The organism is Pseudomonas mangiferae (genome assembly GCF_007109405.1).
GTDB lineage: Bacteria > Pseudomonadota > Gammaproteobacteria > Pseudomonadales > Pseudomonadaceae > Pseudomonas_T > Pseudomonas_T mangiferae.
This window is the reverse complement of record NZ_VJOY01000009.1, coordinates 161,418-174,085: the sequence shown is the minus strand read 5'-3', so window position 1 is coordinate 174,085 and position 12,668 is coordinate 161,418. Positions and strand designations below refer to the sequence as shown.

Annotated in this window: 12 protein-coding genes and 1 pseudogene; 8 read left to right on the top strand and 5 right to left on the bottom strand. The window is 70.6% G+C overall.

What is annotated here, in order from left to right; translation table 11 throughout:
- The first annotated feature begins 56 nt into the window (after nt 1-56).
- Nucleotides 57-1,004, top strand: coding sequence for a drug/metabolite exporter YedA (gene yedA, locus FM069_RS14025; protein WP_233282044.1), 948 nt, complete (start codon nt 57-59; stop codon nt 1,002-1,004).
- A 32-nt stretch (nt 1,005-1,036) separates the two neighbouring features.
- Nucleotides 1,037-2,378, top strand: a pseudogene (locus FM069_RS14020) (DEAD/DEAH box helicase); the annotation flags it as partial.
- A 6-nt stretch (nt 2,379-2,384) separates the two neighbouring features.
- Here the strand turns inward: FM069_RS14020 and FM069_RS14015 are convergent.
- The 5 genes from FM069_RS14015 to FM069_RS13995 form a co-directional block, all read right to left on the bottom strand.
- Nucleotides 2,385-3,728 carry a CSLREA domain-containing protein gene (locus FM069_RS14015; protein ID WP_178106745.1) on the bottom strand — a complete coding sequence of 448 codons (1,344 nt, stop codon included), beginning with the start codon at nt 3,726-3,728 and terminating at the stop codon, nt 2,385-2,387.
- A 288-nt stretch (nt 3,729-4,016) separates the two neighbouring features.
- On the bottom strand, nt 4,017-4,469 hold the full coding sequence (locus tag FM069_RS14010) for a PAS domain-containing protein (protein WP_143488979.1): 453 nt from the start codon (nt 4,467-4,469) through the stop codon (nt 4,017-4,019).
- A gap of 6 nt (nt 4,470-4,475) precedes the next feature.
- Nucleotides 4,476-5,495, bottom strand: a complete 1,020-nt coding sequence (locus FM069_RS14005) for a response regulator (protein ID WP_143488978.1) — start codon at nt 5,493-5,495, stop codon at nt 4,476-4,478.
- A gap of 124 nt (nt 5,496-5,619) precedes the next feature.
- On the bottom strand, nt 5,620-6,876 hold the full coding sequence (locus tag FM069_RS14000; RefSeq protein ID WP_143488977.1) for a TIGR03862 family flavoprotein: 1,257 nt from the start codon (nt 6,874-6,876) through the stop codon (nt 5,620-5,622).
- A 49-nt stretch (nt 6,877-6,925) separates the two neighbouring features.
- The gene (locus FM069_RS13995; RefSeq protein WP_143488976.1) at nt 6,926-7,855 is read right to left on the bottom strand and encodes a histone deacetylase family protein; all 930 of its coding nucleotides are present in this window, start codon (nt 7,853-7,855) and stop codon (nt 6,926-6,928) included.
- Between the two features lie 153 nt (nt 7,856-8,008).
- On the opposite strand from FM069_RS13995, the gene FM069_RS13990 reads away from it, so the two are divergent.
- From FM069_RS13990 to FM069_RS13965, 6 genes are all read left to right on the top strand, one after another.
- The gene (locus tag FM069_RS13990; protein ID WP_143488975.1) at nt 8,009-8,593 is read left to right on the top strand and encodes a GNAT family N-acetyltransferase; all 585 of its coding nucleotides are present in this window, start codon (nt 8,009-8,011) and stop codon (nt 8,591-8,593) included.
- Between the two features lie 389 nt (nt 8,594-8,982).
- On the top strand, nt 8,983-9,852 hold the full coding sequence (gene tesB, locus FM069_RS13985; protein WP_143488974.1) for an acyl-CoA thioesterase II: 870 nt from the start codon (nt 8,983-8,985) through the stop codon (nt 9,850-9,852).
- Between the two features lie 287 nt (nt 9,853-10,139).
- Nucleotides 10,140-10,673, top strand: coding sequence for a Csu type fimbrial protein (locus FM069_RS13980; protein ID WP_456107176.1), 534 nt, complete (start codon nt 10,140-10,142; stop codon nt 10,671-10,673).
- Between the two features lie 115 nt (nt 10,674-10,788).
- Nucleotides 10,789-11,307, top strand: coding sequence for a Csu type fimbrial protein (locus FM069_RS13975; RefSeq protein ID WP_178106742.1), 519 nt, complete (start codon nt 10,789-10,791; stop codon nt 11,305-11,307).
- On the top strand, nt 11,304-11,867 hold the full coding sequence (locus FM069_RS13970) for a Csu type fimbrial protein (protein WP_233282042.1): 564 nt from the start codon (nt 11,304-11,306) through the stop codon (nt 11,865-11,867). The genes FM069_RS13975 and FM069_RS13970 overlap by 4 nt, the downstream gene beginning before the upstream one ends.
- Nucleotides 11,868-11,876: 9 nt before the next feature.
- Nucleotides 11,877-12,659 carry a fimbrial biogenesis chaperone gene (locus tag FM069_RS13965; protein WP_143488973.1) on the top strand — a complete coding sequence of 261 codons (783 nt, stop codon included), beginning with the start codon at nt 11,877-11,879 and terminating at the stop codon, nt 12,657-12,659.
- The last annotated feature ends 9 nt before the right edge of the window (nt 12,660-12,668 follow it).

Below are 12,668 nucleotides of genomic sequence, written 5' to 3'. Positions count from 1 at the left end.
TTTCGCGTGATCGCCTTGGGAGAATGATCGTTCCATTCCCTGGTGCAGGCAGTCCCATGGCCACTCGTCCCTCGCCCCTGATGCTGGTCGGCGCGTTTCTCTCCCTTTACCTGATCTGGGGGTCCACCTACCTGGCGATCCGCATCGGCGTGGCGTCCTGGCCGCCGCTGTTGATGGCGGGCGTGCGGTTCGTGATCGCCGGCGGGCTGATGTACGCCTGGCTGCGCATGCGCGGTGCGCCGCGGCCCGGCTGGCGCGAATGGCGGGCCGCGGCGGTGGTGGGCGTGCTGCTGCTGAGCTGCGGCAACGGCGGTGTCACCCTGGCGGAGCATCGCGGGGTGTCGTCCGGGGTGGCGGCCCTGGCGGTGGCCACGGTTCCGTTGTTCACCCTGCTCTTCGGCCTGGTGGCCGGCGGGCGCGCCAGCCGCCTGGAATGGGCGGGGATCGTCCTCGGCCTGCTGGGCATCGGCCTGCTGAACCTGGGCTCGAACCTCCAGGCCAGCCCCCTGGGGGCGGCGCTGATCCTGTTCGCCGCCGCCAGCTGGGCGTTCGGCTCGGTGTGGAGCAAGCACCTGCCGATGCCGCCGGGGCCCATGGCCAGCGCCACGCAGATGCTCACCGCCGGCCTGGTGCTGGTGGGCGCCAGCGTGGCCAGTGGCGAGCGCATGGTGCAGCTGCCGAGCGCCGCCGGCTGGGGCGCCATGGCCTACCTGATCGGCTTCGGCTCCATCATCGGGTTCAGTGCCTACGTCTACCTGCTCAAGCACGTGCGGCCGGCGGCGGCCACCAGCTACGCCTACGTGAACCCGGTGGTGGCGGTGTTGCTGGGGATGGGGTTCGCCGACGAACACGTGGGGCCCGAGGAGGCCCTGGCCATGACGGTGATCGTCGGGGCGGTGGTGCTCATCGGCCTGCCCCAGTGGCGCCAGCGCCGGCGACCCGCAGGAGCGACCCCGGCCGTAGGGAAACCCGCCGCGGTTCGCCGCAGCGTCGCCAGCGAGTAGACTGGCGGTCCTTTCGCCCCCGGTTGCTTGCCATGACGTTCGCCGAACTCGGCCTGATCGAACCCCTGCTGCGCACCCTCGCCGCGCTCGACTACCAGACCCCGTCGCCGGTGCAGGCGGCGGCCATCCCCGCCGTGCTCAAGGGTCGCGACCTGATGGCGGCGGCCCAGACCGGCACCGGCAAGACCGCCGGCTTCGCCCTGCCGCTGCTCCAGCGGCTGACCCTGGAAGGCCCGCCCGTAGCGAGCAACGCGGTGCGGGTGCTGGTCCTGGTGCCCACCCGGGAGCTGGCGGAGCAGGTCCACGAGAGCTTCCGCCGCTACGGCCAGGACCTGCCCCTGCGCAGCTATGCGGTGTACGGCGGGGTGAGCATCAACCCGCAGATGATGAAACTGCGCAAGGGCATCGACGTGCTGGTGGCGACCCCGGGCCGCCTGCTGGACCTCTACCGGCAGAACGCGGTGAAGTTCGGCCAGCTGCAGGCCCTGGTGCTGGACGAGGCCGACCGCATGCTCGACCTGGGCTTCGCCCGGGAGCTGGACGAGCTGTTCTGCGCCCTGCCGAGGAAGCGCCAGACGCTGCTGTTCTCCGCCACCTTCTCCGACCCCATCCGCACCCTGGCCGGCGAGCTGCTGCGCGACCCGCTGTCGGTGGAAGTCAGCCCGCGCAACGCCGCGGCCAGCAGCGTCCGCCAATGGCTGGTGCCGGTGGACAAAAAGCGCAAGGGCGAGCTGTTCCTGCACCTGCTGCTGCGTCATCGCTGGGGCCAGGTGCTGGCCTTCGCCAAGACCCGCAAGGGCGTCGATCAGTTGGTGACGGAGTTGCAAGACGCGGGCATTGCCGCGGACTCGATCCACGGCGACAAGCCGCAGCCGACGCGCCTGCGCGCGCTGCAGCGGTTCAAGGATGGCGACGTGCAGGTACTGGTGGCCACCGACGTGGCGGCCCGCGGCCTGGACATCGACGACCTGCCGCTGGTGGTGAACGTCGACCTGCCCATCGTCGCGGAGGACTATGTGCACCGCATCGGCCGCACCGGGCGCGCCGGTGCCAGCGGCGAGGCGCTGTCCCTGGTCTGCGCCGACGAAGTGCAACTGCTGGCGGCCATCGAGACCCTGACCCGGCAGGTGCTGAAGCGGGTGGACGAGCCGGGGTTCGAGCCGGACCACCGGGTGCCGGCCACCGATGCCCGCGGGCAGGTCCTGAAGAAACCGAAGAAGCCGAAAAAACCCAAGGACGTACCCGCCGGCAAACCGGGCGCACGCCTGGGGTCCTGGATCGATGGGGAAAAGCCGAAGGTGCGCGCGGTACGCAAATCCCCCGGCCTCTCCCGCAAGCCGGGCAAGGGCGCCTGAGCCGAGGCCCGGCGCCCCACCCCGGTCAGGGCTTGGTGCGCTCGTAGGCGCCCAGGTCGCAGACCGCTACCCCGTCGCCGTCGCCATCGCGCGGACGCATGCTGGCGCGCTGGTCCTGCACCGGGCAGTTGCCGATCGCCGCGTCGATGGCCGGGCTGCGCGGCCGCAGCGCGTGGGTGGGGGAGAAAGCACCGTTCTCGGCCAGCGGGAACAGCACGCTGACGAAGGTCTTGCTGTCCTCGATGTTCACCTCGCCGGTGCAGTTGCCGGCGCCGGCGCCCAGCAGCAGGCCCTTGGCGCTGTAGTGGTAGGTGCCTTCGTTGAGGCAGTTCTGCACGGTTTCGCCGCTTTCGTCGTGGTTGCTGGCCAGCAGGCTGTTGCGCAGGCTCAGGGTGCCGCGGTTGCGCACGCCGAAGCCTTCGTTGGCCGCTACGGTGACGTTGATCACGGTAGCCTGGGCCACGCCGGCCCGTCCGCTGTAGCGCAGGCCGTTGCTGAGGGCGTCGCCGAAGTTGCCGCTCAGGGTGCTGTTGCTCAGGGTCAGGGTGGCGCCGTTGTCGTTGGCGATGGCCGAGCCCGAGCCGTTCACCGAGACCCGGTTGCCGACGAAGGAGGTGCGCGCCACTTCCAGCTTGCCGCGGTTGTAGATGGCGCCGCCAAGGCCCATGTCATCGTCGTCGGAGGCGGTGTTGTCGTCGAAGCGACTGTCCCGCACCCGCAGGTCGCCGGCGTTGTAGATGGCGCCGCCCTGGCCGAAGTGCGCCTCGCCGGCGGAAGAGCGGTTGCCCTTGAAGCGTGCCTGGTCGACTTCCATGTGGCCGAAGTTGGCCAGCGCGCCGCCCGCGCCCGGGTCGAAGGCCGCGGAGCCGGTGTTGCCGGTCAGATCCACCAGGCGCAGGTAGGCGTTGCCGTGGTTCTCCAGGGCGCCGCCGTAGAACGAGGTGTGGCCCTTCTCCAGGCTCAGGCCTTCCAGGCGCAGGCTGGCGCCGGCCAGGACCTCGAAGAGCCGGTCGTGGGCGCTGTCGCTGCCGCGGATGAGGGTGCGGCCCACCCCGGCGCCGAAGATCGTGACGTTGCCAGATACGTCCAGGTCGCCATTGAGGTTGGCGTCCTCGTCGAGGACCTCGCCTTCCTCGCCCACGTCGGCGGGCAGGGTCAGGACGTAGGTGCCGGCCGGCAGCAGGATGCGCTGCGGGCCCTTGCCGGCGTTGGCCGCGCTGATGGCGTCGCGCAGGGAACAGTCGACGGCATTACAGACCCCGTCGTAATGATCGTCCGCGCGGTTGACGCGCCATTCGGCAGTGGACTGGGCGGCGGCGAACGCCGTGGTGGAACACGCCGCGAGCAGCGTGGGGATCAGTAGACGCATGAACGACTCCTTTGCCGGCAATGCCGGAGGGGATGGACGTGGATGCGGATACGACGCGGATTCCGCGAAAGGATTTGCCGGCGTCTCGTCTGAGGGGCACAGCAGGTAACGCGCGGCATTGGCGACCGGCGCGGGGCCGGAACCGGAGCGTCTGGCGCGCGCCTCGGAGGCGTGCGGAAGGTGTAGACGACCGGTCATCGCGAAATAACGCCGCGTCGTCTTATAACAGGGGCTTTTAACAGTAAGCGGTCGCGATCCGCCGAACGTGCGTCTGGCGGGGATGGACGGTCAGTCGGCGTCCCGGGCGGCGAGTTGCTTCTTGTGGGTGGCGGCGGCCGTCATGTCGTAGACCACCGCGCAGAGGTGTTCCACCACGCCATGGGACGCCGCGAGGGGCAGCAGGGTGACGTTCTGGTACATGAAGTCCTCCTGGCCGGTGATGGGCTGGTAGTTCTTGAAGTGCATCAGGTAGGGCCGCTGTTCCCACAGGCTGAAGGCCCGGGTGCCCAGCTGCACCACGGTGTCCACCTTGCGCCGCAGCCAGGTCTCGTCGATCTCCGGGAACAGCTCGAAGATCACCTTGCCGTGGACCTCGTCCGGGCCCAGGCCGGAGTGGTTCTCCATGAAGCTGTTCCACACCTCGATGCGGTACTGGCGGTCCAGCACGATCACCCCCACGTCGATGCACTGCACGATGTCCAGCAGCCAGTGAACCTCTTTGATGTCGATCTGCGCGGGCATGGGCGGTCAGCTCATCAGGTAGTTGATCTTGTGGGTGAGGCGGCGGACCGAGTCCTCGGTGAACAGCAGCAGCAGGTCGAAATGGATGTGGTCGCCCTCCAGGCTGTAGCTGATCTCCACCGCCAGGGTCTTCTTCCAGCGTTTCTGGTTGAGGTGGATCAGCCGCTCGATGGAGGCGTGCTGGCCCAGCAGCATGGGGTGGCCCTGGGAGAAGCGCACGTCGATCTGCTCGGCGATGCCCGACAGGCAGGCGCCGATGAGGATGCTGGCCAGGTCCAGCAGCATCTCCGAGGTCTCGCTGTCGTCCCGGGGTTGCCACTTGAGCAGGCGCGCTACGTCCGAAACCTCGGCGTCGTGGAACAGCAGCAGGGCCTCGCCGGCGATGCCGTCGCCGATGAAGCCCTGGCAGGCGGCGCTCAGGCGCTGGCCACGCTGGGCGTCGTTGAGGGCCATGTGCAGTTCGCTGACCTCGAACAGGTTCACCTGGGGCACCGGCAACTGCACGAAGACCCCGAGCACCTTGGCCAGCAGCGCCGCGGCGCGGCCCATGGCGACGTTGGTGACCTCCCGCAGGGCATCGCGGAAATTCACCTTCAGGGAGTCCAGCACCGCCTGCTGGGGGTTGGCGGCGGGCGGGGCGTCGGCGGGGGCGGCCGGCGCCAGGTCCAACAGGCCCAGCTCGGCCAGGGTGGCGCGCAGGGCCTCGGGGTCGGCGGGTTTCTTCAGGAAGGCCAGGGCGCCGAGTTCCTTGACCCGGCGCACCGCTTCTTCCTGGACGTCGCCGGAGACCACCACCACGCGGCTCTGCAGGCCTTCCTCGCGCAGCGCCGCGAGGGTCTGGTAGCCGTCCATGACCGGCATGGTGAGGTCCAGCAGCATCACCTGGCCGAGGCCCTGGCGGATCGCCGCGAGGGCTTCCTGGCCATTGGCCGCCTGGCTGATGGAAACCGGCCAGTCGGCCGGCAGGGCGCGGATCAGTTGCTTGCGCGCCATGTTCGAATCGTCGCAGACCAGCAGGGGGATCACGATGAATGGACTACCTGTGCGCAGGGAACGAGGACCGGCGGCGCCCGGGGCGTCCGCCGCGCCAGCTTAACGCAAGCATAGCCGCTGCCGTCCAGCCCGCCGCGCGCGGGGCGGCCGGACGGTATCAGGCCGGCTGCCGGCGGCGCAGCCAGTCCAGCGCGCCGAGGCCGGCGTGGCGACCGCTGGCGAAGCAGGCGGTGAGCAGGTAGCCGCCGGTGGGGGCTTCCCAGTCGAGCATCTCGCCGGCGCAGAACACCCCGGGCAGCGCCCGCAGCATGCCCCGCTGATCCAACGCCTCGAAGCGCACGCCGCCGGCGCTGCTGATGGCTTCGGCCAGGGGCCGCGGCGCCACCAGGTGCAGCGGCAGGGCCTTGATCGCCGCCGCCAGGCGCGCCGGGTCGGCGAAGACCTCGGCGGCGGTGCGCTCCCGCAGCAGGGCGGCCTTTACCCCCTCCAGGCCCAGCTGCCGGCGCAGGTGGCCGGCCATGGACTGGCGCCCACGGGGCCGGCCCAGGGCTGCCCGGATGTGGGCTTCGGAGCGGTCCGGCAGCAGGTCGAGGTGGACCTCGGCGGCACCTTCGGCCTCGATCCGCTCGCGGAAGATGGCGGACAGCGCGTACACCAGGCTGCCTTCCAGGCCGTCGGCAGTGAGCACGCATTCACCCCGGCGCAGCGGGGTACCGACCAGGCCCAGAGCCACGGACTTCAGCGGTGCGCCGGCGAAACGCTCCCGCAGCAGCGGGCTCCAGCCTTCCACCTCGAAGCCGCAGTTGGCCGGGCGCAGCGGCGCGACCTCCACGCCCCGCTCGGCCAGCAGGCCGGTCCAGGCGCCATCCGATCCCAGGCGGGGCCAGCTGCCGCCGCCCAGGGCCAGCACCACGGCGTCGGCGTGCCGCGCGCAGTCGCCCCCGGGGGTCGCCAGGCGCAGGGCGCCGTCCGCGCCCCAGCCGAGCCAGCGGTGCCGGGTGTGCAATGCCACGCCGTGTTCCCGCAGGCGCTTGAGCCAGGCCCGCAGCAGCGGCGCGGCCTTCATGTCCCGGGGGAATACTCGCCCGGAGCTGCCGATGAAGGTCTCGATGCCCAGTCCGTGGACCCAGTCCCGCAGGGCGTCGGCGTCGAACCCCGCGAGCAGGGTCGCCACGTCGTCGCGATGCTCCCGGTAGCGGGATAGGAACGCCTCGCGGGGCTCCGAGTGGGTGATGTTCATGCCGCCGACCCCGGCCAGGAGGAACTTGCGCCCTACCGAGGGCATACCGTCGTAGAGGTCCACGTCCACCCCGGCGTCGGCCAGGGTCTCGGCGGCCATCAGCCCGGCGGGGCCGCCGCCGACGATGGCGACGCGAGGCGTGGGGGAAACGGGGGCGCGGGTGGCGGTGGGCATGGCGGTCGACGTGGGCAGGGGGAGCGGCATTCTAGCCGAGGCGGGCGCCTCAGGCGCGGCCGCCGCCCAGCAGGCGGTCCGCCACCGCCTGGGCGCTGTGGTGAAGGATGCCGTGGCGCCGGGCCAGGGCCTCGCGGTCGCGGTCGTAGCCCCCGCCGATCAGCCCGGCCACCGGGATGCCGCGGCGCACGCAGTGGGCCAGCACGCTGCGGTCACGGGCGGCCAGGCCGGCGTCGCTCAGGTCCAGGTAGCCCAGGGCGTCGTCGCGGTGTACGTCGACCCCGGCGTCGTAGAGCACCAGGTCCGGCTGATAGAGCGGCAGGAGGTAGTTCAGGGCATCGTCCACCACCCGCAGGTAGTCGGTGTCTCCCAGGCCGGCCGGCAGGGGAATGTCCCAGTCGCTGGCCGCCTTGCGCGCGGGGAAGTTGGTCTGGCAGTGCAGGGAAACGGTGACCGCCTCGGGCACCTCCGCCAGCAGCCGCGCGGTGCCGTCGCCCTGGTGCACGTCGCAGTCGAAGATCAGCACCCGCTGGACCCGGCCGCTTTCCAGCAGGTAGCGACTGACCACCGCCAGGTCATTGAAGATGCAGAACCCGGACGGGTGATCGTAGTGGGCGTGGTGGGTGCCGCCGGCCAGGTGGCAGGCGATGCCGTCGCGCAGGGCGCACTCGGCGGTGAGCAGCGAGCCGCCCACCGCGCGTACCGTGCGCCGCGCCAGCGCTTCGCTCCAGGGCAGGCCGAGGCGGCGCTGCTGCTCGCGGTCCAGGGCGCCCTCGAGGAAGGCCTGGATGTAGGCCGGCCGGTGGGCCAGGGCCAGCACGTCCGCCGGGCACGGCTCGGGGCGCAGCAACGCCGCGTCGCTGACCAGCCCGCTGGCCACCAGGTGGTCCCGCAGCAGGCGGAACTTGTCCATGGGGAAGCGGTGCCCGGCGGGGAAGGGCGGGCTGTACTCGTCGTGGTAGATCAGGGGCACGCGCATGAGGGCTCCGGCGGCCGCGGCGACGGCATGGATCGAACTCCCGGGACGGATCGACCCTCCCACTAAGAGGCTGAATGACGCTGGTCAGCCGCGTGGGCGGCAGCGCCCGAGTATGGCGGCCGTGCCGGTGCCGCTCAAGGAAACGAGGATGCGATGACCGAACCGATCGAACTGGAAACCCCGCGGTTGCGCCTGCGCACATGGCGCCGCTCGGACCTGCCGGCCTACGTCGAGATGTCCGCCGACCCCGAGGTGATGCGTTACTTCCCGGCGCCCCAGGACGCCGCCCGCACCGAGGCCTCCTACGAGCGTATCCAGGACCATTTCGCCCGGCACGGCTTCGGCCTGTGGGCGATGGAGCGCAAGGACAACGGTGCCTTCATCGGCATGACCGGGCTCGGCTACATGGGCTTTGAGGCGCATTTCAGCCCGGCGGTGGAGATCGGCTGGCGCCTGGCCCGGGCGCACTGGGGACAAGGCTTCGCCCGCGAGGCGGCGCGGGCCGCCCTGGCCTGCGGCTTCGAGCGCCTGGGGCTGGAGCAGGTGGTGGCCTACACCGCGGTGGAAAACCAGCCGTCGCGGCGGGTGATGGAGGCCATCGGCATGCACCGCGACCCGGCGGACGACTTCGACCACCCGGACCTGCCGCCCGGCCACTGGCTGCGCCGCCACGTGCTGTACCGCCTGTGGCAGACGGAGTGGCCGCTGCAGAACGGGGCGCCCGCTACGCCCCGCTAGGGCCGGCATCGTCGGCACACGCGTTGGGGGCACGTGGAGGCCGCGCCGGCTGGCCCCGGACGGCCGTTGACGTCGGGTCGGTGCCCGGGTTGTCCACGGCCTCGCGTCGGGACGTGCGCGGGTGCGCCGACAGCCGCCGGTAAAGCCATTACCATGGCGGCCCGGATCGTGCGAAGTGGGGCCTCAGGTCGATGCCCCTGTCGGTCCGGGACCCCGGCCCCTCCCAGGGCTCGCCGGAACATCCCGCAGGCCCGCGCCGTGAGGATCAGCGAAGACGCGCCGCCCCGGCGCATCCGCCGCCGATCTTCGCGCCGGGCACTGCGGTCGATGCAGTCCGGGCCATGCCCCTCCAGTGGGGTGTGCGGGTCACTACGAGGGGAGATGCCGTCATGAGTCATGTTCTGGATAACCTGGTCGCGCTGCTGAGCCTGGAGTCCATCGAGGAAAACCTGTTCCGCGGGGTCAGCCAGGACCTGGGCTTCCGCCAGCTGTTCGGCGGTCAGGTGCTGGGCCAGTCCCTTTCCGCCGCCAGCCAGACGGTGGACGAGGCGCGTTCGGTGCACTCCCTGCACGGCTACTTCCTGCGCCCCGGCGACGCCAGCCTGCCGGTGGTCTACCAGGTGGACCGGGTCCGCGACGGCGGCAGCTTCACCACCCGGCGGGTCACGGCGATCCAGAAAGGCCAGCCGATCTTCACCTGCAGCGCCTCGTTTCAGACCTTCGAGGAAGGCTTCGACCACCAGATCGAGATGCCCGACGTGCCCGGCCCCGAGCACCTGCGCACGGAGACCGAACTGGCCCGGGAAGTGGCGGACAAGCTGCCGGAGGCTCTGCGCGAGCGGGCCATGAGCGCCAAGCCCATCGAGATCCGCCCGGTCACCGTGGAAAACCCCTTCACCCCCGGCTGCACCCGGCCGGCCCGCTACGTGTGGTTCCGTGCCGACGGTGCGCTGCCGGCCATCCCGGCGATCCACAAGTACATCCTCGCCTATGCGTCGGACTTCAACCTGCTCACCACCTCGATGCTGCCCCACGGCGTGTCGGTGTGGCAGAAGTTCATGCAGGTGGCCAGCCTCGACCATGCCTTGTGGTTCCACCGCGAGCTGCGGGCGGACGAGTGGCTGCTGTACGCCATGGACAGCCCCTGGGCCGGCAACGGTCGCGGGTTTTCCCGGGGCAGTGTTTTTGACCGCCAGGGCCGGCTGGTGGCCTCGGTCGCCCAGGAGGGCCTGATTCGCCAGCGCGAGGACTGGAAGTGATGGGGACAGGCCCGCGCTAGACGGTTTCCGCCGTTTCGCCAGGGTCGCCATGCCGCTACAGGAAGCAACCGCCGTTACTGGCGGTTTTTTCTGTAGGACAAACGCCATTGCGCGGCGCCGTGATTTGCCTACGACCTTCCGCCAAAGGATTGTCCTACAAGCTTTTGCGCCGCTCCGACAGATCGGTGCCGATCGCTGTGGCCGCTCGTCGTAAAATCCGATGATGGCCATTTGTACTAAGGTCACGGACGAGGGGAGCCATACCCCGTGAGAGGAGCGTCCCAGTGATCACCTTCCGCAAGACCTTACCTGTGTTCTGCCTTCTCTGCGCCGCCGGCCAGGCTCAGTCCGCCGGCCAGGTGCAGGGGCAGATGAATGTCCAGATGACTGTCGGCAGCGGTTGCACCGTGACCAATGGCAGCAGCGACGGCAGTACCAACACCTTCGGTACCCTGAACTTCGGCGAGCACCCGTCCCTGGACAACATCGTCGAGGGCAGCTCGGTGGGCGCCGGTGGCGGCAGTTCCTTCGGCCTGCAATGCAGCTCCGGCACCAACTACAGCGTGGCCATCGACTCCGGGCTGTATTCCTCCGGCACCCAGAGGCGCATGAGCAACGGCAGCGCCTTTATCGCCTACAACCTCTACCAGGACACCGCCCGCACCGTGGCCTGGGGCAACGGCAGCAACGGCGGCAGCGTGCTGTCCGGCACCGGCAGCGGCGCCGCCCAGGAGATCGTGGTCTACGGCCGGGTACCGGTCCAGGCCACCCCGGCCGCCGGCACCTACCTCGACACCGTGCAGGTCACGGTGACCTGGTAACTGGCCGCGCCTTCTGGTACGCGATCCGCCGCCGTCGCCTCCGGGCCCGGTGTGATGGGGAGCGGCCGACGCCACGCGAACGACGATTCATTTCCAGGGTGGAGCAGGGACGGGCATGGACTACAGGGACCTGAGGAGGCCGCTGGCGTTGGCGGCTTGCCTGATACCGGCCTTCGCCGGAGCGATCAGTAAGAGCGCCACCATTGGCTTCAACGCGCTGGTGCTGCCGGCCTGCGTGGCGGGCGGGGTCAACCTGTCCACCCCCGGGCAGTTCGACCCGCTGAGCTTCGGCACCCACTATTCCCTGTCGGCGACGGTCACCGCCCTAGGCGGCGCGGGCAGCGGCGGGGTGCGGGTCAACTGCGTCGCCAACGTGCCCTACAAGGTGCTGATCGCCGGCGGCAGCAGCGGCAACCCCAGCGCCCGGCGGATGGTGGGGCCCGGCGCGGCCACCATCGCCTACAACCTCTACACCTCGTCTACCTACGCGACGGTCTGGGACAACGTCACCGGGGTCAGCGGCACCGGCAACGGCGCCGACCAGTGGCTGCCGGTGTACGGCCGGGTGCCGGCCCAGAGCACCCCGGCCCCGGGTGCCTACGTCGACACCCTGACGGTCACGGTGGTCTGGTGAGGGCCCGGGTGTGGACGGGCGTGGCCGGCGCGGTGCTGGCCAGCCTGCTGGCGGGTCGGGCGATGGCCGACACCGGCACCAACGAGCTGACCGTGTCCCAGAGTTTCCAGCTGCGCGCCCAGGTGGTCTCCGGCTGCCTGCTGGGCACCGGCGCCAGCGACGTCACCACCTTCGGCACCCTCTCGTTCGGCCAGTTCGCCAGCCTGCCCGGCGACGTCAACCGGGTGACCACGGCCGGTACCGGCTCCATCGTTCTGCAGTGCACCCCGGGGATGGCGGTGAGCATCGCCCTCAACACCGGGTTGAACGCCACCGCGACCGTCACCGCCGGGCGCTACCTGGCCAACGGCAGCGAGCGGCTGCGCTACCAGCTCTACCAGGACGCCGCCTACAACACCGTGTGGGGCGACGCCACCAACGGCGGCACGGCCTTGAGCGTGACCTTTCCCAGCAGCGGCGTGGCCCAGACCTACCCGGTCTATGCCCGGCTGTTCGCGGTCACCCCGATGCCGTCCGCCGGCCTCTACAGCGACACCGTGACCGTGACCATCACCTACTGAGGGACAAGGATGTGCCAGAACGCCCCCCACACGCCGACGCGGCACCCACCGGCCTGGCGCCATCTGCTGGTGGCGACGTTGCTGCTGGCCGCGCCGACGGCCTGGGCGGCCACGTCGATCCTGATCTGGCCGATCAACCCGCTGATCGAGGGTGACCGCAAGGCCGCCGCACTGTGGTTGGAGAACCGCGGCGAGAAACCGGTGAGCCTGCAGGTGCGCGTCTTCGACTGGCACCAGCAGGAGCGCACCGATGGCCTGGAGCCCCAGCGCGCGGTGGTGGGCAGCCCGCCGGTGACGGAGGTGCAGCCGGGCAAGCAGCAGATGGTCCGGCTGATCCTGCGCGAGCCGGTGAGCGCCGGCCGCGAGCACGCCTACCGGGTCCTAGTAGACGAGATGCTCACCCCCGACAGCCAGGGCAATGCCGACCTCGGGGTGCAGTTCCAGATGCGTTACTCGGTGCCGCTGTTCGTGATCGGCAGCGGCGCCCGGGTCGACCTGCGGGGCACCGAGGAGCCGGGGCGGCTGCGGCCGCAGTTGCGCTACCGGATCAGCGAGGCGGGCGGCACTCGCTACCTGAGCGTGCGCAACGTCGGCGATGCCCATGCGCGGCTGTCGGCGGTGCGCCTGGTGCAGGGCAGCCGCGCCTTCTCCATTTCCGACGGCCTGCTCGGTTACGTCCTGGCGGGGGCCGAGATGCGCTGGCCGCTGCCTCGGGAGATGCCCGCCGGCGCCGGCGTGCTGGAGGCGCGCGTCAACGACGCGGACCAACCTGTGCGGCTCGCGGCCGACTGAGGAGGATGC